The organism is Paraglaciecola sp., assembly GCF_039942875.1.
Taxonomy (GTDB): Bacteria; Pseudomonadota; Gammaproteobacteria; order Enterobacterales; family Alteromonadaceae; genus Paraglaciecola.
This window is the reverse complement of the sequence record NZ_JBDVBQ010000026.1, coordinates 350,649-373,138: the sequence shown is the minus strand read 5'-3', so window position 1 is coordinate 373,138 and position 22,490 is coordinate 350,649. Positions and strand designations below refer to the sequence as shown.

The 22,490-nt window shown below is 39.2% G+C and carries 20 protein-coding genes; 14 read left to right on the top strand and 6 right to left on the bottom strand.

The genetic code is table 11. The features are described from left to right. Positions 1-19 precede the first annotated feature (19 nt). Together ABJE44_RS10055 and metK are read right to left on the bottom strand one after the other, a co-directional pair. The gene (locus tag ABJE44_RS10055) at positions 20-817 is read right to left on the bottom strand and encodes a M48 family metallopeptidase (protein ID WP_348111910.1); all 798 of its coding nucleotides are present in this window, start codon (positions 815-817) and stop codon (positions 20-22) included. A 226-nt stretch (positions 818-1,043) separates the two neighbouring features. After that, on the bottom strand, positions 1,044-2,189 hold the full coding sequence (gene metK / locus ABJE44_RS10050; protein WP_348111909.1) for a methionine adenosyltransferase: 1,146 nt from the start codon (positions 2,187-2,189) through the stop codon (positions 1,044-1,046). Between the two features lie 275 nt (positions 2,190-2,464). Here metK and tkt point away from each other — a divergent pair, with 275 nt between their 5' ends. The 7 genes from tkt to ABJE44_RS10015 all read left to right on the top strand — a co-directional run bounded on the left by tkt (position 2,465) and on the right by ABJE44_RS10015 (position 10,579). After that, on the top strand, positions 2,465-4,456 hold the full coding sequence (gene tkt / locus ABJE44_RS10045; protein WP_348111908.1) for a transketolase: 1,992 nt from the start codon (positions 2,465-2,467) through the stop codon (positions 4,454-4,456). Between the two features lie 92 nt (positions 4,457-4,548). Then, positions 4,549-5,559, top strand: coding sequence for an erythrose-4-phosphate dehydrogenase (epd, locus tag ABJE44_RS10040; protein ID WP_348111907.1), 1,011 nt, complete (start codon positions 4,549-4,551; stop codon positions 5,557-5,559). 45 nt (positions 5,560-5,604) lie between these two features. Then, positions 5,605-6,765 (top strand): phosphoglycerate kinase, encoded by a 1,161-nt coding sequence (locus tag ABJE44_RS10035; protein WP_348111906.1) that lies wholly within the window; start codon positions 5,605-5,607, stop codon positions 6,763-6,765. Positions 6,766-6,894: 129 nt separating this feature from the next. Beyond that, positions 6,895-7,794, top strand: a complete 900-nt coding sequence (locus ABJE44_RS10030; RefSeq protein ID WP_348111905.1) for a fructose bisphosphate aldolase — start codon at positions 6,895-6,897, stop codon at positions 7,792-7,794. A 114-nt stretch (positions 7,795-7,908) separates the two neighbouring features. Continuing rightward, positions 7,909-8,247, top strand: a complete 339-nt coding sequence (locus tag ABJE44_RS10025; RefSeq protein ID WP_348111904.1) for a hypothetical protein — start codon at positions 7,909-7,911, stop codon at positions 8,245-8,247. A gap of 174 nt (positions 8,248-8,421) precedes the next feature. Further along, positions 8,422-9,894 (top strand): ATP-binding protein, encoded by a 1,473-nt coding sequence (locus ABJE44_RS10020; protein ID WP_348111903.1) that lies wholly within the window; start codon positions 8,422-8,424, stop codon positions 9,892-9,894. Positions 9,895-9,901: 7 nt separating this feature from the next. Further along, positions 9,902-10,579, top strand: coding sequence for a response regulator (locus tag ABJE44_RS10015; RefSeq protein WP_348111902.1), 678 nt, complete (start codon positions 9,902-9,904; stop codon positions 10,577-10,579). 27 nt (positions 10,580-10,606) lie between these two features. On the opposite strand, the gene ABJE44_RS10010 is transcribed toward ABJE44_RS10015, so the two are convergent. Next, on the bottom strand, positions 10,607-11,518 hold the full coding sequence (locus tag ABJE44_RS10010) for a LysR family transcriptional regulator (RefSeq protein WP_348111901.1): 912 nt from the start codon (positions 11,516-11,518) through the stop codon (positions 10,607-10,609). A gap of 107 nt (positions 11,519-11,625) precedes the next feature. On the opposite strand from ABJE44_RS10010, the gene ABJE44_RS10005 reads away from it, so the two are divergent. The 5 genes from ABJE44_RS10005 to ABJE44_RS09985 all read left to right on the top strand — a co-directional run bounded on the left by ABJE44_RS10005 (position 11,626) and on the right by ABJE44_RS09985 (position 15,703). After that, a complete protein-coding gene (locus tag ABJE44_RS10005; RefSeq protein ID WP_348111900.1) occupies positions 11,626-12,801 on the top strand; it encodes an MFS transporter in 1,176 nt (391 codons plus the stop codon). A gap of 38 nt (positions 12,802-12,839) precedes the next feature. Next, a complete protein-coding gene (locus ABJE44_RS10000) occupies positions 12,840-13,115 on the top strand; it encodes a hypothetical protein (protein WP_348111899.1) in 276 nt (91 codons plus the stop codon). A 57-nt stretch (positions 13,116-13,172) separates the two neighbouring features. Beyond that, positions 13,173-13,988: an MFS transporter gene (locus ABJE44_RS09995; RefSeq protein ID WP_348111898.1), complete on the top strand. Its 816-nt coding sequence runs from the start codon at positions 13,173-13,175 to the stop codon at positions 13,986-13,988. Positions 13,989-14,158: 170 nt separating this feature from the next. Continuing rightward, complete coding sequence (locus ABJE44_RS09990; RefSeq protein ID WP_348111897.1) at positions 14,159-14,782, top strand: TetR family transcriptional regulator; 624 nt, start codon at positions 14,159-14,161, stop codon at positions 14,780-14,782. A gap of 57 nt (positions 14,783-14,839) precedes the next feature. Beyond that, on the top strand, positions 14,840-15,703 hold the full coding sequence (locus ABJE44_RS09985) for a hypothetical protein (protein WP_348111896.1): 864 nt from the start codon (positions 14,840-14,842) through the stop codon (positions 15,701-15,703). Positions 15,704-15,833: 130 nt separating this feature from the next. On the opposite strand, the gene ppx is transcribed toward ABJE44_RS09985, so the two are convergent. From ppx to ABJE44_RS09970, 3 genes are all read right to left on the bottom strand, one after another. Continuing rightward, a complete protein-coding gene (gene ppx / locus ABJE44_RS09980; RefSeq protein ID WP_348111895.1) occupies positions 15,834-17,363 on the bottom strand; it encodes an exopolyphosphatase in 1,530 nt (509 codons plus the stop codon). Continuing rightward, positions 17,356-19,437 carry a polyphosphate kinase 1 gene (gene ppk1 / locus ABJE44_RS09975; RefSeq protein ID WP_348111894.1) on the bottom strand — a complete coding sequence of 694 codons (2,082 nt, stop codon included), beginning with the start codon at positions 19,435-19,437 and terminating at the stop codon, positions 17,356-17,358. The genes ppx and ppk1 overlap by 8 nt, the downstream gene beginning before the upstream one ends. 83 nt (positions 19,438-19,520) lie before the next feature. Then, positions 19,521-20,024 carry an ACT domain-containing protein gene (locus ABJE44_RS09970; RefSeq protein ID WP_348111893.1) on the bottom strand — a complete coding sequence of 168 codons (504 nt, stop codon included), beginning with the start codon at positions 20,022-20,024 and terminating at the stop codon, positions 19,521-19,523. A 244-nt stretch (positions 20,025-20,268) separates the two neighbouring features. Here ABJE44_RS09970 and ABJE44_RS09965 point away from each other — a divergent pair, with 244 nt between their 5' ends. Together ABJE44_RS09965 and ABJE44_RS09960 are read left to right on the top strand one after the other, a co-directional pair. Next, the gene (locus ABJE44_RS09965) at positions 20,269-20,946 is read left to right on the top strand and encodes a TIGR00153 family protein (protein ID WP_348111892.1); all 678 of its coding nucleotides are present in this window, start codon (positions 20,269-20,271) and stop codon (positions 20,944-20,946) included. A gap of 11 nt (positions 20,947-20,957) precedes the next feature. Continuing rightward, entirely contained in the window at positions 20,958-22,226 is a 1,269-nt protein-coding gene (locus tag ABJE44_RS09960; RefSeq protein ID WP_348111891.1) for an inorganic phosphate transporter, read from the top strand. The last annotated feature ends 264 nt before the right edge of the window (positions 22,227-22,490 follow it).

Genomic DNA, 22,490 nt, shown 5'->3' with positions numbered 1-22,490 from the left:
TAAGCTTTACCTGACTATTTTAACTACAATTAGGTTTAGTTGTGGCGGCATTATAAAATAGCATTGCATTATCCATGTTGTTGCTGAGGTTACTAATACGTGTAGTGGGTAATGGATGGGTTGATAAGAGTTCTGGTTGCCTGTTATCACCACTTGCTTTTGCCATATTTTCCCAAAGCGTAATTGACTCTTTAGGATCAAACCCGGCTCTGGCCATAAGTTCTAACCCTATTAAATCTGCCTCTGTTTCGTGAGTTCTACCAAAAGGTAATTGCACCCCAACTTGTACACCAAGGCCTAAGCCTGCCATGATGACATTACTACTGGCAATTTTGTTTGTCTGCAATAACTGATTTGTAACTTCTAAGCCAACACCTATTAAGGCACTGCTAGACATTCTTTCATTACCATGCTCTGCGATAACATGACCGACTTCGTGCCCTATTACAGCGGCTAGCTGATCTTGGTTTGTTGCCACGCCCATTAAACCTGTATAAACCCCTATTTTTCCACCTGGTAAAGCAAAAGCATTGACTTGTGGCTCATCAAATACGACTAGCTCCCACTCTCCTGCAAACACTGAGTTTGGTACATGCTGCGTAATGGCGTCAGCAATACATTGAACATATTGGTTAGATACGACTTTGTTTGAAACGTTTTGCTCGGATTTCATACTGTCAAAAGCTTGTTCTCCCATCCCTGCTAATTGAGAGCTAGAATAAAGTTTCAACTGATTTCGGCCCGTTGGGGACTTAGCGCAGGCAGTGCTTAAAATTAAACAAGTTAAAATACAAAGTCTGTTATAGGTGCGTAACATGACAAGGTCGCTCCTTTGATGCTTTAGATGAATAAAATAAGATCATACATTGATTTTCACTGCATGTTAGCTGTCTATTTAAAATGCTAGTGAGTACGGGAAGTCAAAGAGGTTATTTTGCTATTACTGCCTGAGGCAAAATTCTTGTTTATGATGGTTTTGAGAAAGTAATTTAAAGCCCCCAGTAAAAGCTGAGGCAAATACGGAGGCTTTAATGAGTCGCTGATTAGATACTAGCTTTAAGTTTTTCAGCCAAATCTGTTTGTTCCCAAGGAAATTCATCTCGACCAAAATGACCATATGCAGCAGTCGCTTGGTAGATAGGGCGTTCTAGGTCTAACATTTGAATAAGACCATGGGGTCTTAATTCAAAATGCTCTCGCACTAATTTAACCAGAAGGGCGTCAGATACTTTGCCGGTTCCAAATGTCTCAATATCAATAGAAGTGGGTTCTGCTACACCTATTGCATAAGAAATTTGAATTTCACACTTATCAGCTAAACCTGCCGCCACTATGTTTTTTGCAACATATCGACCTGCATAAGCTGCAGACCTGTCTACTTTAGATGGATCTTTTCCTGAAAACGCGCCGCCACCGTGCCTTGCCATACCACCATAGGTATCCACAATTATTTTACGACCTGTTAAGCCACAATCACCCATTGGTCCGCCTATCACAAACCGACCTGTAGGATTGATAAAGAATTTAGTATCTTTAGATAGCCATTTTTCAGGTAGAACAGGTTTGATTATTTCTTCCATTACCGCTTCTCTAAGATCTGCAGTACTTATACTTTCATCATGTTGAGTGGACAACACCACGGCATCAATGCCAACCGGTTGATTATCTTCATATACGAAAGTCACTTGGCTTTTAGCATCAGGGCGTAACCAAGCCAAAGTGCCATTTTTACGTACTTCTGCTTGGCGTTTCACCAAGCGGTGAGAGTAAGTAATGGGTGCCGGCATAAGTACATCTGTTTCGTTGCTTGCATAGCCGAACATCAGACCTTGGTCACCCGCACCTTGTTCTTCAGGTGAAGTGCGGTCAACCCCTTGGTTGATATCTGGAGATTGTTTACCGATTGCATTGAGAATGGCACACGAATCGGCGTCAAAACCCATATCAGAGTGTACATATCCAATCTCTTTTACTGTGTTTCTTGTTATCTCTTCTATATCTACCCAAGCCGAAGTTGTCACTTCTCCGCCCACTAATACCATTCCGGTTTTTACGAAAGTTTCGCAGGCAACCCGCGCTTTTGGATCTTGCGTTAAAATGGCATCAAGTACCGCATCGGATATCTGATCAGCAATTTTATCTGGATGGCCTTCAGATACTGATTCTGAAGTGAAAAGATGTGATGTCATATAAATGCCTCGTTCTTGACAGCTTAAGCTTTTTATTAATAGACCTAGTTTAACAATTTATTTGAGAAATACCAGTCTTTACATCTAGACGTCCAAACGTCTATGAAATTAATTCTGCTAAGGTGTAAATAAATTTCATATGCAAATCAGAAATCATCTGTGATTTGCCGTTGCAGTTAGTCGCAGCCTAATACAAAATGGATTATTAAATTCGGAGTAACCTTTAGCTTTTTTAATTATTCCTCCCTACATAAAAACGTTAGTCAGGAGACAACATGTCAACACGCCAAAATCTTGCCAATGCCATCCGTGCTTTAAGTATGGACGCAGTACAACAAGCCAACTCGGGTCACCCTGGAGCACCTCTAGGAATGGCCGACATTGCAGAAGTACTTTGGGGGGATTACTTACAACATAATCCTAGTAACCCAGATTGGGCAAATCGAGACCGTTTTGTTTTATCAAATGGTCATGGTTCAATGTTGATCTATTCTTTGTTGCACCTATCTGGCTACGCGTTACCTATAGAAGAGCTTAAAAATTTCCGTCAATTACACTCTAAAACTCCCGGTCACCCTGAGTATGGTTATGCTCCAGGTGTAGAGACTACTACGGGCCCACTTGGGCAAGGGATCAGTAATGCGGTAGGAATGGCTATTGCTGAAAAAACTTTAGCTGCTCAATTTAATAAGCCTGATTTTGATATTGTTGACCATTTCACATATTGCTTCTTAGGTGATGGATGTTTAATGGAAGGTATTTCCCATGAAGCCTGTTCATTAGCGGGTACCCTTGGTTTAGGTAAACTAGTAGCATTTTGGGATGATAACGGCATCTCTATTGATGGACACGTTGAAGGTTGGTTTACCGATAATACTCCAGCTCGTTTTGAAGCATATGGCTGGCATGTTATTGCAGGTGTTGATGGTCATGATCCAGAAGCTATCGCCGCTGCAATTGATGCTGCAAAAGCAGAAACAGCTAAACCCACCCTAATTTGTTGTAAAACTATTATTGGTTTTGGCTCACCTAATAAATCAGGTAGTCACGATTGTCATGGTGCACCACTAGGTGATGATGAAATTAAGGCTGCTCGCGAATTCTTAAATTGGCCCCATGCGCCTTTTGAAATTCCTGCTGATGTTTATGAAGGTTGGGATGCAAAAGCCTCTGGTGCAGAAAAAGAACACGCGTGGAACGAAAGCTTCAGTGCCTATGAAAGCGCTCATCCTGAATTAGCAGCAGAGTTAACGCGCCGTTTAGCCGGTGATTTGCCAGCAGATTTCGCTGAAAAAGCGGATGCTTTTATTCAAGCTTCTCAAGATAAAGCTGAAAATATCGCAAGTCGAAAGGCCTCGCAAAACTCAATCGAAGCGTTTGCTACATTACTACCAGAAGTGTTAGGTGGTTCGGCTGATTTGGCAGGGTCTAACTTAACAATTTGGTCTGGTACTAAAGGTATTTCAGCTGACGATGCCAGCGGTAATTATTTGTACTACGGTGTCCGTGAATTTGGTATGACCGGGATCATGAATGGTATTGGTTTACATGGCGGTTTCAGACCGTTTGGGGCGACATTCTTAATGTTTATGGAATATGCCAGAAATGCGGTACGGATGGCATCTTTGATGGGAATTCCTAATATCTTCGTCTATACCCATGACTCAATTGGTCAGGGGGAAGATGGACCAACTCACCAACCAATCGAACAAGTTGCCAACTTACGTTTAACGCCAAATTTAAATACGTGGCGTCCTTGTGACGGAGCTGAAACTGCCGTTGCCTGGAAATCATCACTTGAGCGTAAAGATGGTCCTTCAGCTTTAATTTTTAGCCGCCAAGGTTTGCCTGCCCAATCCCGTGATGCAGCACAAGTAGCGAATATCGCTAAAGGTGGTTATGTATTAAAAGATTGTGAAGGTACACCAGAAGTTATTTTAATCGCTACTGGTTCTGAAGTTGGCATTACTGTTGAAGCTGCGTTGCAATTAACTGCTGCAGGTACTGCAGTACGTGTTGTATCTATGCCGTCAACTAGTGTATTTGACCAGCAAGATGCTGAGTACAAAGAGTCAGTTTTACCTCGTGCCGTGACTAAACGCGTTGCAGTAGAAGCAGCTCACGTTGATTTCTGGCATAAGTATGTTGGTTTTGATGGTGCTGTTGTAGGTATGTCAACTTTCGGTGAGTCAGCACCTGGCGCTGAATTATTAAAACTATTTGGAATCACAACAGACGCTGTAGTTAAAGCTGCGCAAGAGCTTTAATATAAACGCTTGTTTTATATGCCAAGTATTTAAACATTAAGGCGCATTTATGCGCCTTTGTCGTTAGTTTAAATGATGTTTTCAAGGGTGTTATGTTACGTATAGCAATTAATGGTTTTGGGCGTATAGGTCGTAATGTGTTACGGGCGCTCTATGAAACCGAGCGTAATCAAACTATTCAGGTTGTCGCTATTAATGAAATAGCGGAGCCAGAAGGTATTGCGCATTTACTTAAATATGATACATCTCATGGTCGGTTTGGTTTTCCCGTGAGTTTAGATAGTCAAACCTTACGTGTGGCAAATGATGAGATTCAGCTCTTACAGCATCAAGATATTAATGATTTACCCTGGGAGCAATTAGAGGTTGATTTAGTACTGGAGTGCTCTGGAGTCCATAGTGACCGTGCAGATGGACAGGCGCATATAAATCAAGGGGCTCAAAAAGTTCTTTTTTCTCAGCCATGTGGTCCTGATGTGGATGCAACGGTAATATTTGGAATTAATGATGGTGAGCTAACCGACGACGACATAATAGTGTCATGTGGGTCATGTACTACTAATTGTATCGTTCCAGTCATTAAAGTATTAGATGATGCTTTTGGTGTGCAAAGTGGCACAGTTACTACCATTCATTCATCAATGCATGATCAACAAGTTATAGACGCATACCATTCTGACTTACGTAGGACTCGCGCTGCAAGCCAGTCTATTATTCCGGTTGATACTAAATTAGCTGTGGGTATTGAGCGTATCTTGCCTAAGTTTGCAGGGAAATTTGAAGCTATAGCGGTGCGAGTACCTACTATCAACGTAACCGCAATGGATTTAAGTGTAACGGTTGAAAATTGTGTAACAGTGACTGATGTCAATCGCGCTTTGAAGGAAGCGAAAAGCGATTACTTAAGTGGTATTTTAGATTATACCGAGGAACCACTCGTATCTGTTGATTTCAATCACGACCCCCATTCTTGTATAGTAGATGGAAGTCAGACTAGAGTCAGCCATAAACAGTTAGTCAAAACCCTAGTTTGGTGTGATAACGAATGGGGATTTGCGAATAGAATGATAGACACAGCAGAGGCTATGTTCAAAAAAGCTTAGGGTTTATCAGTAGATTAATTCAATTTTGTAAAGTAAAGGTAAAGTATGTCCATATTAAAAATGTCTGAGCTAGATTTAGCTGGTAAAAGAGTTCTTATTCGTCAAGATTTAAATGTGCCCATCAAAGATGGTGTAGTTACCTCTGATGCACGTATCCGTGCGTCTTTACCTACGATAAAAGCTGCGGTTGCTGCTGGTGCAAAAGTCATGGTGATGTCTCATTTAGGGCGTCCAACAGAAGGCGAATACGCCGATGAGTTTTCTTTACTTCCTGTTGTGAATTATTTGCAAACCAAGACAGATCTAAACGTGAGTTTGCAAAAAGATTACCTAAACGGTGTAGAGCTTGATGCAGGTGAAGTCGTTGTTTTAGAAAATGTGCGTTTTAATTTAGGTGAAAAGAAAGACGATGAAGCTTTAGCAAAACAATATGCGGCACTTTGTGATGTATATGTGATGGATGCATTTGGAACCGCTCACCGAGCCCAAGCTTCTACTCATGGTGTTGGATTGTATGCGCCTGTAGCATGCGCTGGGCCACTGCTCGATGGCGAGTTAACGGCACTAGGAAAAGCCTTATATAACCCAGCTAGGCCTTTGGTTGCCATAGTAGGTGGTTCAAAAGTTTCTACAAAATTGACTGTGTTAGATGCGCTTTCTAAAATAGCAGATCAACTTGTTGTTGGTGGCGGGATTTCAAATACTTTTGTTGCTGCTAGAGGTAACAATGTAGGTATGTCACTATATGAAAAAGATCTAATTCCAGAAGCAAAACGCTTGATGGACTCTTTAGATATTCCAGAGACTGTAGATGTAAGAGTAGGTAAAAACTTCTCTGATACTGAGCCTGCAGTAGTGAAAGCCGTTGATGAGGTTCAAGATGATGAAGAGATCATGGATTATGGACCACAAACAGCCGCGAATGTTGCGGCTGTATTAGCTAATGCAAAAACTATACTATGGAATGGCCCTTGTGGTGTGTTTGAATTTGATAATTTTTCAAAAGGCACAGAAGTCGTTGCTAGAGCCATAGCAGATAGTAGTGCATTTTCTATTGCTGGTGGCGGAGATACGCTTGCTGCAATAGATAAATGGGATTTGAGCGACAAAATATCGTATATTTCTACTGGTGGTGGTGCTTTCCTAGAGTTTGTTGAAGGTAAAGTATTACCAGCCGTAGCTATGTTAGAATCAAGAGCCTCTTAATAGAGGTTCTTAAATAAAGAAAAATTAGAGAAGTTATAAAACTTTCAATTTTAGGGCAAGTACGCCCAATAATATAAACCCTACATACCGACTTTTTGTTGGTCAACAGTACGTAAAGGAGTGACGCAAATGGCATCACAAGTTCAATTAGACATGCTTGCAAAAATTGACGCACAGACTGGATTTATTGCAGCTCTGGATCAAAGTGGTGGTAGTACCCCAAAAGCCTTGGCTATATATGGTGTAGAAGCATCAGAATATGAAGGTGATGAAGAGATGTTTACTAAGGTGCACGAAATGCGCACTAGAATTATTACATCAAGTGTTTTCAATGGAGACAGAGTGTTAGGTGCTATTTTATTTGAAAATACACTTGATAGAGAAATTGAAGGCCAAAGTACTGCTAGTTATTTATGGAATGTCAAACAAGTTGTCCCTTTCTTGAAGGTGGATAAAGGATTGGAAGCAGAAGTTAATGGCACGCAACTTTTAAAAGCCATGCCTGATTTGGATGCTTTATTAGCTAAGGCAAATGCTCAAAACGTATTTGGTACTAAAATGCGTTCAGTTGTTAAATTAGCTAACGAAGCAGGTGTCGAAGCGGTTATTGAACAGCAATTTGCAGTTGCTAAGCAAATATTAGCTGCTGGCCTTATGCCGATTATTGAGCCAGAAATTGATATTCATAGTCCTGAAAAATCTGAAGCAGAAGCAATGTTGAAGGCTTCTATTTTAACTCATTTAGATAAGTTAGATGCTGATCAAAAAGTAATGTTGAAGTTAACTTTACCTGAAGAAGATAATTTTTATGAAGAACTTGTTAAGCACCCTAAAGTGCTTAAAGTTGTTGCATTGTCAGGTGGTTACGCTAGAGAAGAAGCAAATAGTAAGTTGACCAATAATATTGGAATGATCGCTAGTTTTTCTCGCGCGTTATCTGAAGGCTTAAGTGCGAAGCAAACTGACGCAGACTTTGATGCAACTATGGATGCCTCTATAGAGAGTATTTATCAGGCTTCTAAAAGCTAATATACTTTTATATTGTAATTAAAACTAACAAAAGGTCGGGCTTATCCCGACCTTTTTTGTAGCTATGTACGCAGTAATTTGATAAGTTTTTGAGTAATTAAAGGATCAAATCATATGACTCTAGAACTACCTCTACCTCTGTATAAAAAGCTTACTGTTACTTTTCGAGTTGAGCCGGGATGTTTGGGTCCTGATGGTGCAGACCATATAGAAAAATTTTGTAAGTTTGCCAAGAAAGAAGTCGCAGGATTAGATTCTGATTTCGTTCGTTGGGTGATCACCCCACGTTACGACAAATCTTTACCTGAGACCGAATACAAAACTAATAACAAGCTATTGGACCATGATAAAGCTGAAAAATATTTACATGTTTTTGGTAAAGAATTGGATGACTTTGAAGAACATCTACAAGAGAAGCTCTCTATTCTTATTGATGAATTCCATGGCAGGTGAGGGCTTTTGTTCTCATGGTTTTAAGCTGATATATCCTAGTAACCCTCCCAAGTTGTCATTATTGTGCAAATAATAAGGATTGTACGTTCTGAAGGTGACTTCAATAGACCTAAGAGATAGCCTGTTTCGTTAATTTACTATTTTTAATTTATCAAATGGAGTTGGCGTAGTTATATGCGTATCCAAAATAAGCTGTTTGCAATATTTTTTGTGACAAGTGTTGTCTTGGTCACTGCTCAAGTACTCGTTATGCAATGGAGTATCGGCAAGGGTATGATTGACTACGTTAATAAGAAAGAGTTAGATGCACTTGATAGTTTAGTTATATCACTTCAAGAGTTATACCAAGAAAAAGGTTCTTGGGAATTATTAAATAGTGATCATTTTTATTTTAAGAACCTTGTAGATAAACATATTCATAGCGATGACTCTGCTATTTTTGTTCCACCAAGGGGCGACAGACCTAGCTTTGGTGAAAGGAGGCCCCCAGGTATGAGACCTGGGGGGAGTCGGCCAAACTCTTTTTCTGAGAGATTTGATTTTGACAGGCCACCGCCCCATGCAGTTACTTACGCTTTACTTGATCCAAACAAAGAATTAGTAGCGGGCATATATCGTAAGCAGTCTGAATTTGGATATCTTGATATTGTTGTAAACGATAAAGTGGTTGGATATTTAGCTGTATCGAGACATAACGAGTTGACTGCTGGCTATGAGCTGAGTTTTGTAGAACAGCAGCAAATGTATGTATTACTTATCGCGCTGGGCTTAATAATTATCGCAATATTAGTGGCTCTGCCTCTAGCTAAACACTTTGTTGATCCAATCAAGATCCTCACAACGTCTATGAGTAAACTTACCTCAGGGCAATATGAGCAACGTATAAATTTAAAACGTAAAGATGAGTTTGCTCAACTTACCCGAGATTTTAATGAGTTGGCCGTCACTTTAGAGCAAAATGAGGAGGCTCGTAAACGTTGGTTGGCCGATATTTCCCATGAATTGCGTACACCAGTCGCGGTTCTAAAAGGTGAAATGGAGTCCATGATTGATGGTGTTAGGCCTTTGTCTATGGAGAGGATTCAATCTTCACTTGAAGAAATAAACCAATTAGAACAATTGCTAAATGACCTACATGAATTGACAAGAAGTGACTTAGGGACGATGCACTATCGCAAGAGTTGGGTAGAGTTACTACCTATAATTGAAGAAGTGTCGAATCAATTTGAAACTGTGTTGTCTGACAAGGGTATTAAAGTTGAGTTAATACCACAACACACAAGTATCCCTGTTTACGCTGATGTTACTCGATTGAAGCAACTTTTTAGCAACTTGTTAAGTAATGTGGCCAAATATGCTGTCGACGGCGATTTACTTAAAATTACTATGAAGCTTCTAGAAAATGGTGGTTCAAAAGAAGCACAAATATTTTTTGAAGATAATGGACAAGGTGTGGATGAGCATGATCTTCCACAACTATTCGAGCATTTATTTAGAGTGGAAAACTCTAGAAATAGAAAGACGGGTGGAAGTGGTTTAGGGTTATCGATATGTAAAAAAATTGTCGAAGCTCATCATGGAAAAATTACAGCTTTCTCTTCAGAAGTTGGCGGTTTAGGCATTAAAATTATCTTACCCTTGGAGTGAAATAGATATGGAAACACAACCTCATGTTCTTATTGTCGAAGATGAGAAAAAGTTAGCCTCACTTTTAGCTGATTATTTAAATTTATCGAATTTTGAAACCAGTTGTTTACATGACGGGCCTTCTGTTGAGCCATGGTTAGATGAAAACAAAGCCGATGTGATTTTATTAGATCTGATGTTGCCAGGTAAAAGTGGCCTAGATATTTGTAAGTCAATTCGTACAACAAGCCAAGTCCCTATTTTAATGGTTACAGCTAAAGTTGAAGAAGTTGACCGTTTGATAGGGCTAGAGATTGGCGCAGACGACTATATATGTAAACCATTTAGCCCCAAAGAGGTAGTTGCTAGAGTCAAAGCTGTCTTAAGGCGTGCTAATCCACAAACTAAAAGTTTACTCCCATTTGAGCTTGATACTCACCGTTTAGTTATGTCTATTGGTCAGCAATCTATTGCTCTAACTGCGGTTGAGTTTGAAATGATGGTATTGCTAAGCTCAGAGCCCGGTAGGATATTTTCTCGAGAGCAACTGATGACGACGTGTTATAGCGATCATCGTATTGTGAGCGATAGAACCATAGATAGCCATATTAAAAAGCTTAGAAAGAAAATAGCTGTAATTGGGAATCAAGATTGGATCCAATCTGTCTATGGGGTGGGGTACAAGTTAGATGTGGATGCGGTGTAAGTTAAAATCAAAGTGCATAACTAATCTCTAGAGCAATTCCCCCATACTCTGTCTGATTTCTGGAATTGCTTTTAGTGTTATCTCTAAAAATGCATCCACGGTAGCGCTGCTATTTTTATAATGCAGCTCAACAGGAATTTCAGTGGTTACCGACTCTAGCTCTAAAAAGTGGCAAGCTGAACTGTAAAGTTTACTCACACAATTTGGGGCAATGGCGACCCCTAATCCAGCTGCTACTTCGGTTACTAGGGTTTGCATATGTTTAGGCTGACTAACGATATTGGGCGAAAAACCAGCTGATTTACAAATCGAAATAGTCTCGTCAAATAAGCCTAACGCTTCATCTCGGTTAAATATAATAAAATCTTCGTTAATTAATTCCGACAATTTGATAGTCTCGTGAGCTGCTAGTGCGTGTGTGTCATTAACGATTGCCACCAGTTTATCAATGTATATAACATGATATATGAACTCGTCTTGTATTGAGTTTGGTAGTGGCCTAGAAAATCCAATATCGATACGTTGATTTTTAAATGCATCTATTTGTTCTGTGGCTGTCATTTCATATAAAACAACATGTACCTGAGGATAGTGTAACTTATATGTCCGAACTAGCTTGGCCATAAAGGTTAAGCAAGCAGAGCTTAAATGGGCGATTCTAAGGGTACCTAGTTGACCTTTATGGGTACGCTGAACTTGTATTTTAGCTTGCTCTGTTAAGGCGATGATTTCCTGAGCGTCTTTTAATAATTGCTGTCCTGCTGCTGTGATAGCCACGTCCCTAGAATTTCGCTTAAACAAGCTAACACCTAGCTCATTTTCTAATGCTGATATATGTCGGCTTATAGCGGGTTGTACTGTATGTAGCTCTTTTGCTGCTTCAGAAAAGCTTTTGTGTTTAGAAACGGCAATGAAGCTTGATAGTATTTTTATATCCATGGTTCACCATTGATGCAATTATTGTATGGAATCTATCAAATAATAGCATTTTTGTTATAGGTTGGTTGTCGATATGCTGGATGCAACTTAATTACCTTGAGAAACTCATGAAAATTCATGATGTGCACAACAACTTAACCCAGCCCTTGCTGTTACTCATGACAACAGCCATCGCGGTGACCGCTGCAAATCTATACTATGTACAGCCTATTTTGCCCTTAATTGCCAGAGAATTTGACCTAGATATGTCTGAGCTGGGTATTATCCCGGCTTTAAACCAGTTCGGTTACGCCATTGCTCTGTTGTTTATCTCGCCTTTAGGTGACTCTATAGCCAGGAGACAGCTTATTGCCGTGCTGTCATTGGTGCTAGTTGTGGCAAGTTCTCTAACCGCTTTTGCGCCAAATTTTGCTGCTATCGTCACTGCTATGTTTTTTATTGGATTGGGCGCCAATATTACACAGCAACTTATTCCATTTGCCGCTTCAATTGTTAAAGCTAAAGACAAGGCAGCTACCTTAGGTACCTTAATGATGGGCCTTACTTTAGGCATATTATTGTCGAGAACTGCCAGCGGATTTGTTGCTGAGCACTTTGGCTGGCGGGGTGTTTATATTATGTCAGGGTTAGTTGCAGTCTTATTTGGTCTGTTATTGTATGTATTTTTGCCTGTAAACAAACCTCAAAGTAACTTGCGTTATTGGCCCTTATTGCAAAGTACATTGAGCCTTTTTAAACGACATAAAGCATTACAACACTTTACCTTAGCGGGGGCATTCTGGTTTGCCGCTTTTAACGTACTTTGGGCAACTCTTGCAATCTACGTAAGTAATGACCCTTTTAATTACAACGCACAACAAGCTGGCCTTTTCGGCGTAATTGCATTGGCAGGCGTAATAGGCGCAAAAGTATCAGGTAGGTGGGTTAATGTTTTAGGTTCTAAAACTCTGATTATGTTATCCCTGTTATTAATTGCCATAGGTTTTATTGTGACGGGTATATTTGCTAGCAATTTAATGGCACTAATCATTGGGATTATTCTTATCGATTTTGGCGTGTTTAGTGCCCAAGTCTCTAACCAAGTGCGAGTCTTTAATATTGATGAAACGGCACAAAGTAGAGTTAATGGTATCTATATGCTGGGTTATTACATAGGTGGAGCGCTTGGTTCAATCGCAGGAGTAAAAGCTTTTGCGTTGTATCAGTGGCATGGCGTAATTGCTGTGTCATTGGTGTTTATTAGTATGAGTGCCATATTTAATTGCCGTGCTCAACAGGCTTAAAAACCTTACATACATAACAAAAATAAACTGGGTAATGAATGAACAAACTTTCTACTTTAGGCAGCGCCACCTTACTTTGCATTGCCTCTCTCACTATTATGGTGGGCTCTATCGTCGCCCCCGGCATGATAAGTATTTCAGTACAATTAGGCGTAGCTGATAATGCTATTTTACTGATAACACTGCCTGCTTTAGGGGCGGTTATTTTTTCCCCCATAGCTGGAAAATTAATTGATAAATACGGTGCTTACCCCTCAGTGATTATAGGTATGTTTTTGTATGGATTAGTTGGGGTTGGCGCTATATTTCTATAGGGGGCCTTTTGGGTATTCACAAATAGGTTATTGCTAGGTGGTTTAACTGCACTGGTAATGGCTAGTAGCACTGTACTTATTTCTCAGTGGTTTCAGGGGCAACAAAGACTGATTATGATAGCTAAACAGGGCATGGCTATTGAGTTTGGCGGAGTAATATTCTTGTTTTTCGGTGGGATGCTAGCAGCCAAATACAGGGCTTTACCATTTCTTTTATACCTAGCTGCTTGGTTGTTTTTAATAATGTTGCTGCTTTATGTTCCTAGGCATTCTCATACCTTATTGGATACAAAAGAGACTGAAAATAACGAGAAAGTTACTTCTGATGGTTTGTCTTTAAACAGTATCTATTTGCTTTCAGTTCTATCTACGGGCACGTTTTTTACTATCTTTGTGTTGCTTCCATTGACCATGCACACACTAGGTTATGATGAACGACAAGTTGGGATTTTGCTTTCTTCTATTTCTTTTGTAGCGGTAATTGCTGCGAGCTTTATGCCGAGGTTAAGTAAAGTGTTGGGTGAGTCTAAGCTTTTATCTACGGCCTTTATAGCCTATGGCAGTGCTTATTTGTGTTTTGTACAATCCGATTTAATTCTATTAATTGTTGGTGCTATCTTTAGCGGAATAGGATTCGGTTTTAGCATTCCTTTGCTAAACCATATGACGGTTGAGCGTAGCAGTTATAAAGTTCGTGGTAAAAATCTCTCGTATTTTACTATGGCTGTGTTTTCTGGGCAGTTTTTAACATCCTTTTTAGACGTTTTATCTGAAAACCCTACCCAGGTATTTGGATCCTTTGTAGGGTTTTGCTGCGTACTTTCCTTTGTATTATTCGTAACTTCAATTCGTAAAGCAGTTCAATCAAGTTAACCTTTTAAAGCTCTAAGGCCTGTTGTTTTTCACAAATTACAGGTTTCGCTTTTTACAAAAAAGATAATGTTTGATTTTTGATCATCCATATTCATTGACTTTTAATTATCAATTAAATATATTCTCAAAATTAATTTGTTGGTCGTCCAACTTTTATTTTTGAAGGTTATATGAGTCTAGTCACTAAACAGCAAAAAATCAGAAGAACTCAAGCAGAAATTAGAGTGTTTAGAGAAAAAGCACTCTTGAGGGCAGCTTTGGTAACGGTTGCTAAATTTGATATCGAAGGAGCTACAGTGGCGCGAATTTGCGCAGAAGCCGATGCTTCTCGAGGTTTGATTACACACTACTTTGATAATAAAGAAGACCTGTTGGTGGCGGCGTTAAGTAATTTATTTAACGAAGCACAAAGTTTTAAAGACGCTATTGCTAAAGATGACAACCTAAGTGCAATAACAAGAATACACGATATTGCTAATAGTAGTTTTCAGGCACCTGTATACACCTGGGAGATGGCTGCTGCGTGGCAAGCCTATAGCAATGCCAGTCGATTTAATAAGGCGTATCAAGAACCAATTAGGCTGTCTACACAAAAGTTTATCAATACCGTTGCTCCACTTTTTAAGCTATTAGCTGCAGAGCAGCCTTTACGTCTTCAGCCTGAAGAAGCTGCTCGTGGGCTATTTATTTTTATAAACGGTTTATGGAATAGCATGGCTTCTGAAGAAAACGACATACGAGCTGAAGAAGCCATAATGCAATGTGATGTGTATATAAATGGGTGCTTAAAATGAATATGTTTTTAGCATTACTCTATTAATTTAGCTTCAAATTAACTTAAGGTAATAAATATGGCGCAGTCATTATCTTGTAAAGAGATTATCGATCAATCTAACTATCCAATCGATGAAGTCGATAACCCTAAAAGACAAGGAGTAATAGAGCAGGTTCGGGCACAATTGGCTGTGGATGGCTGTGCGGTGGTGAGAAACTTTTTCAGTGAAGAAGGACTAAATGCCTTACTTGATGAAGCAAATCAGCGTAAACCAGATGCTTATTATTCGCCTAAAAAAGACTGTAATGTCTACTTAGGAAGCCCTGATGAGAGTCAATCTAAAGAGCATCCTAGAAATATTTTTATGCCGCGAACTAACGGTTTTGTTCGCGCCGACACTTTTGATGATGAGTCAGCTTCTAGGCGACTCTATTATTGGGAGCCATTGAAGCAGTTTTTAGCAGATTGTCTTGATAAGCCTGAATTGTTTATCTATGAAGACCCAATTTCAAACATGATTGTAAACGTGGGCAAAAAAGGCCAGCAGTTTAATTGGCACTTTGACACCAACGAATTCACCATAACTATGCTACTTAAACCTGCCGCTAAAGGCGGACATTTTGAATATGTTCCTGGGTTACGTACGCCTAATGATGAATGTTATGATGAGGTTAAAAAGGTACTAGACGGAGATCGATCCAGAGTCAAAAGACTAGAGCTAAACGCGGGTGACTTGCAGTTTTTCTTGGGACGTTTTTCGCTGCATCAAGTAACAGAAAACCTCGGAGATGAAGACCGTTTGTTACTTATTATGTCTTTTACTGAGCAACCTGGAGTCATAAGCAGTATGTATAGAGTCAAAGACCTATATGGTAAAGTAACTGCCGCCCATTTAGTTAATGAAGAAAGCCGTATACGTGCTGATGGACTGCTTGATTAACTCTATTTTATAGTTGTTTAGAATTTTGAAATGGTAGCCGAACCCATGTAAATATTAGGCTGCCATTACTAATTAGCTTCAGAAAAGTTATTCGCCATAAAACTTATAGCTTTCCTAGATTTATAGTTATTTAGTTGTATTCCAAAGTAAAATTTAACTCTTTTAGGTAATTACACTCTCGTTCAAGATCGGCACTGAATACAGGTTTGTTTTGCAACCAGTTTTCAGGAAGTCTCAGCGTTACGGTTTCACCTTTGGTGGTGATACTTAACTCAGGTAAAATATTATCTTGGCGCTTAATATTTAAGAGTACTCCTAGACGTAATAAGGTCATAAGTTTATGCACTTGCTCTTGGCCTAAAATAGTAAATTCTGGAATTTCATCCACTCTAATTTTTTTACGATGAAATCTCACCAAAGAGGCTAAAAGATTTTGTTGCTCTTGACCAAATCCTGGCAACTCAATATTTTGTAAAATGTAGGCTGAGTGTCGTTGAATACCTCGGGTGTTTATTTGTAAACCCACTTCATGTAAAAGTGCCGCCCACCCTAATAAATTTTTTAATTCTTTGTTGTCTATTTTCCAAGCTTTTTTGCATTCTTGGTAGAGAGCCATGGTGGTGTTGAATACACGCTTAGCGTGCTCTACATCAACATCATACCGTGTGGCAAGGCTCTGAGCGCTGCGTTCCCGAATGTCCAAGTGTTGAAGGTGATCTTCCATTTCATACAACACACCTTCTCGTAAGGCTGCCGGGGAGAACTCCATAGCTTCAATTTTTAGACTGTTGAAAACAGCAATTAAAATAGATAATCCAGCAGCTAATACGGGTTGCCTGTCTATTGATAGCCCTTCTAATTTTAAGTTTTCACTATTACCTGCATCACAACACAGGTCCATTAAGGCGTACAAATCACTTTTAGATACGGAATTCTCAGGAGTTGTACTGTCTAAATGAGACGCTAATTCAATGATTACTTTAATTGTGCCGGAGGTACCGATACAGGTTTTCCACCCTAATTGTCGATATTGTTTATCGATCATTTCTAATTCTTGCTGGGCACTTGTTATAGCCTTCAGAAAGTTTTTAGGCTTAAGCTCCCCATTTTTAAAAAAACGATTAGTGTAACTCACACACCCCATTTGCAAACTACGGAGAATTTTAGGCTCAAAGGCTTCGCCTATTATAAATTCTGTGGATCCTCCGCCTATGTCTACAATCAAGCGTTGGCCTTGTTGATGGTTGGTATGGGCGACACCTTGATAGATTAGTCGAGCTTCTTCAACCCCTGCGATTACTTCAATTGGAAACGGAAAGACAGCCTTGGCGGCCTTCAAAAAGTCTTTAGCATTTTTGGCTTTGCGTAGTGTATAGGTTGCCACAACGCGCACGTTTTCTGGTTCAAACCCTTGTAAACTTTCAGCAATCACTTCCAGTGTTTTTAAGCCCCGCTGTATTGCTTCCTCAGATAATACTCCGTCTTTACCTAGACCATCCGCCAAACGGACTTTTTGTTTGACGCGGTGTAATATCTGTACTGAACCCGCAACGATTCGAGCTACCACCAGATGAAAGCTGTTTGAGCCAATATCTAAGGCGGCTACTTTACTACTATCGCGAACTTCGACACTGTCGAAAGCTGAGTTTACATTAGGCATTGTCACCCTTTTCTATGGCTTTTAGGTATTTGTATGTTTCTATTTGTGAGCGTAATTTTTTGCGGTTACCTCGGGCAACGTAGGGGTTCGTTTGCTTTTCATTAATCACCCGCGCTTTTAACGTGTCTCTCAACTGCAGGTTAAGTATATCGATCACTTTCGCTTTTAAATCAGTATCATAAATTGGGCAACCCACTTCAATTCTAAAATCCATGTTGCGAGTCATCCAGTCAGCTGATGAAATAAACACTTTGGGCTCCCCAGCGTTTTCAAACACTAGCACTCTAGGGTGCTCTAAAAAACGGTCTACCACACTTATAATACTAATGTTTTCACTTACGCCTTTTACGCCCGGTACTAATGAACACATACCGCGAATAATGGCTTTAATTTTTACGCCAGCTTGGCTGGCTTTATATAAATCATCAATCAGTAATCTATCATCTAAATTATTAATTTTTAAGATGATCCCTGATTTTAATCCTTCGTTAGCATTTTGGATCTCTTGACGTACTAACAATTGAATTTTTGTCCTCGCGTTAAGGGGAGACACTTGTAAATGCTGGAATTTCTGTCTTCTGTAGGGCTGTTCAATAAAGGTGAATACCGCTCTGGCCTCATTAGCCAGTTCTTGGTTACGGGTAAACAGGCTGAAATCTGTATATATTTTAGCGGTTTTTTCGTTGAAGTTACCTGTACCAAAGTGAGCGTAGTTAACTAGCTCACCCTTTTCTTCTCGGGTCACCACACATAACTTACTATGAATTTTTAAAGAAGGCATGCCAAACGCAACTTTAACGCCGGCATCTGTGAGGGTTTTAGCCCATTCTATGTTGTTCTCTTCATCGAAACGCGCGCGCAGTTCAACCACTACAGTCACTTTCTTGCCGTTATCAACAGCATCAATTAAAGAACTAATCACCCGTGACTTACTCGCAACCCGATAAATATTTAAGCGTATGTGTTTAACACTTGGGTCAAAAGCTGCTTGCCTTAAAAACTCAGTAACATGTAAAAAGCGATGGTATGGATAATAAAGCAGAATGTCTTTGGCTGTGATGGCATCAAAAACAGTATCGTATTCTGAAAAGTCTTTCGAAGTTAGTGCGGGAAGTTTTTTGTTTTCGAGATAGTCGCGGCCGATATTTGGAAAACCAATAAAGTCTTTAAAGTTACGGTAAGCACCACTAGGAATTAAACTATCATAAGAGGAGATTTTAAGGCGCTTTTTTAAATCTTTAAGCATTTCTGTAGGCATTCTTGCATCATGCACTACTCGCACAGGCTCAGCTATTAGCCTTTGTTTCATACTGTCAGACATTTTATCAACGTAACTTTCGTCAATTTCGTCATTAATAGAGTACTCAGAATCTCGAGTCATTTTAAATGAATAGGCTTCTAAGTGGTCGAACTCAATAAACCCTTTAAATATACTTTCTAGGTTTAAACGAATGATATCGTCTAATAATATAATGTATTTCTTTTTACGGCTTTTCTCTGGAGGAATGACTACAAACCGAGACATGTTTTGACTAGGAACTTCGATAACCGAATACGCAATGGCTTTATCATTTTTATGGATGCTGACATACAGGTAGGTGGCTGAGTCATTCAAACGAGAAACTAACTTTACTTTTTTGTTCAATAGTACGGGAGCGATGTGCCGAAGAATTTTATTTTTAAAGTAATTGGTAAGCCACTCTGTGTGGTAATCATTTAAATCTTCTTCACCAAGTAAAAATATGTTGTATCTGGCCAATCCTTTAACAATATCTAAATGAACTCTATCAAAGTCTTCTGTCATCCCTAATACTTTTTCTTGGATCCCTTCCATCAACTCTTTGGTTTGCTCAGCTTGCTCTGTATCACCTTCATTCATGTGAATAAAAATTTTACGTTTTACGTCAGCTACCCTAACTCGGTAGAATTCATCCATATTGTTTGAATAAATACCAAGAAACCGAATACGCTCAATAATAGGGTTTGTTTTATCTGCTGCTTCTTGAAGGACTCGTTGATTGAAAGATAACCAACTTAATTCGCGAGGATAAAAAATACTTTTACTGTCAGCCATTGTAACTCTTATTGATTGATTATTTTTATTGTATTGATCGTCTAATGAGATTGTGACAACCAGATGACAATTACCTTTAAATTTTATTCAATCTCAATATCTACCATTAAATCGTTGGCAACCGCTTCTAAGGTTTCTCGTAAACTGTCTAAATCAAATTCTTCTGCAATTGTGATGGTTGCTTGTGCTTTAAATAACGAACCTCCCCAATTAGGGGCGCTTTCTAAATTCGAATCAAACTTAACAATATTTAAATTAAACTGACTCAGAACTTGTGTTAGCTCTTGAACAATCCCAGCTTTATCATTACCCATAATTTCAATTTTAGCTGACTTTTGCTGCGAGCTTGACTCAAGATCTCCAGCTAACAAATGAATCTTCAAGTCTGGGTGCTGCGAAAAACATTCAATTAAATCTAAATGTTTGTCTTGTGGTAAATTGACTTCAACAAAACCTGCAAAATGTCCGGCCATATGAGAAAAGTTACTTCCTAACCAGTTGCCACCCATATCAAAAACAGTTTTTGCTAAATCACTTATTAATCCGGGTTTATCTTGTCCAACTAAAGTAAATATCATCGGTTTCATAAAACTGTCACATCCACGTAATAGAGTCGCTATCATTGCGCTTTAGCCTAAACCATTATGCTTGGGTTTAATAATATTTAATTATTATTCGTTGATTTTTTAGACAAACCTTTAACTTTTTATTTACGAGAGCTAAATAGTTGCTACTCGTGGGTAATACTGTCCTAGTAAAATAGGTTAGGATAGCCATATATTCAAAATGACCCATTTGGGTTCTGATTTTTTTAAGTAAAAGAGAGCTTTTATGCCAATTAATTCATTTTTAGGGGTGTTTGCAAAATCACCACTAAAACCCTTGGAAGATCATATCAATCTTGTTTACAAATGTAGCCAAGGTTTATTGCCTTTTTTTAAAGCTGTTTATGCTCAAGACTGGAAAGTTGCTGCTGACACTCAACAAGTCATTTCTAAATTAGAAAAAGATGCCGATGTTATTAAACGTGAGTTACGGGTTAGCTTACCTACTGGTATTTTCATGCCTATCCAACGTCAAGATGTTTTAGATTTACTGACGCAGCAAGACAAAATTGCTAATAAAGCTAAAGATATTTCTGGTCGTATTCTTGGGCGCCAACTAGCGGTACCCGAAGAATTACAAGTGCCATTTATGGAATATCTAGAACGTTGTTTAGATGCAACTAACCAGGCCAAGAAAGTCATAAATGAACTAGACGACTTGCTAGAGACTGGTTTTAAAGGCCGTGAGTTACGCTTGGTTGAGGATATGATCGAACGATTAGATTTGATCGAAGATGATACTGACGCTTTACAGATTAGTTTACGTAGAAATTTACTGGCACTGGAAAAAGACTTAAATCCGGTGGATGTGATGTTTTTATATAGCATTATTGAATGGGTTGGCGAGTTGGCTGACATTTCCGAGAGAGTCGGTTCAAGACTTGAATTAATGTTGGCCAACTAAGAGATTTATTGATGGATATTTTACAAACTTACGGTTTTATTTTAATCGTAACTGCCGCTGTGGTTGGGTTTTTAATGGCTTGGGGTATTGGTGCGAACGATGTGGCCAATGCGATGGGAACATCGGTTGGCTCTAAAGCGATTACCATAAAACAAGCCATTTTCATTGCCATGGTATTTGAGTTTGCTGGAGCTTATTTAGCAGGCGGAGAGGTTACCTCTACTATACGTAAAGGTATTATTGATGCTGCTTATTTTGTCGACACACCCGAATTACTCGTCTACGGCATGATTTCGGCGTTGTTTGCTGCAGGGGTGTGGCTAGCTTTTGCTTCTTATTTAGGTTGGCCAGTATCTACTACCCACTCGATTATAGGCGCTATTGTAGGCTTTGCTGCTGTTGGCGTAAGTTCTGAGGCAGTGGAATGGGGTAAAGTTACTGGTATCGTAGGGAGTTGGGTGATTACTCCAGCAATATCGGGTTTTATTGCTTACCTAATTTTTCAAAGTGCTCAAAAATTAATTTTTGATACTGAACATCCTATAGACAACGCTAAGCGTTATGTACCTTTTTATATGGCGACCGCTGGTTTTATTATGTCTTTGGTTACTATCAAAAAAGGTTTATCGCACGTTGGTTTAGAAATAGAGAGTTCAACTGGTTATTTCATTGCATTCGGCATGGCTGTCTTAGTTGGTTTTGGCGGTAAAATAGTGATCAACAACCTAAAGTTCGATAAAAACGCCAATAAAACCACCCATTACGCCAATGTTGAAAAAATCTTTGCTGTGTTAATGGTAGTGAGTGCCTGTTGTATGGCCTTCGCCCATGGCTCAAATGATGTTGCTAATGCCATTGGACCTCTAGCCGCTGTCGTCAGCATAGTAAATAGTGGCGGTGAGATTGGCTCTAGTGCGTCATTAGTTTGGTGGATTTTACCCCTTGGTGGTATTGGAATTGTGCTTGGTTTGGCTTTATTTGGCCACAAAGTTATTAAAACAATCGGTAATGGTATTACCCACTTAACGCCTAGTCGAGGCTTTGCTGCAGAACTTGCAGCGGCAACCACTGTTGTTATTGCTTCAGGCACAGGTTTACCTATATCAACTACGCAAACATTGGTTGGAGCGGTTTTAGGTGTGGGTATGGCTCGGGGTATTGCTGCTATAAACCTAGGGGTAGTGCGTAATATTGTTATCTCTTGGATAGTTACACTACCTGCTGGTGCGGCGCTTTCTATTGTGTTCTTCTTTATGATAAAGGGGATATTTGCCCCCTAATCTAATATAGGAAAGGGTAAATAGAATACCTTTTTATCGATTTGACTATACAAAATTTAAAATTATAACCACTTGTTTTCAAGTGGTTTTTTTTTGCACTATATAAATTGACCCATCATTTTTCTGATTGATAAAGTTCATAAAATAAGCTTTTTCGATACCTAATATTAAAGTTTTGTGACAATTACTTGCTGTAACAAAACTGTCATGCTGCTTCGTTACTCTGCTCCCGTTTTTTAATTCTAATAAATTTACTCTCGTTTG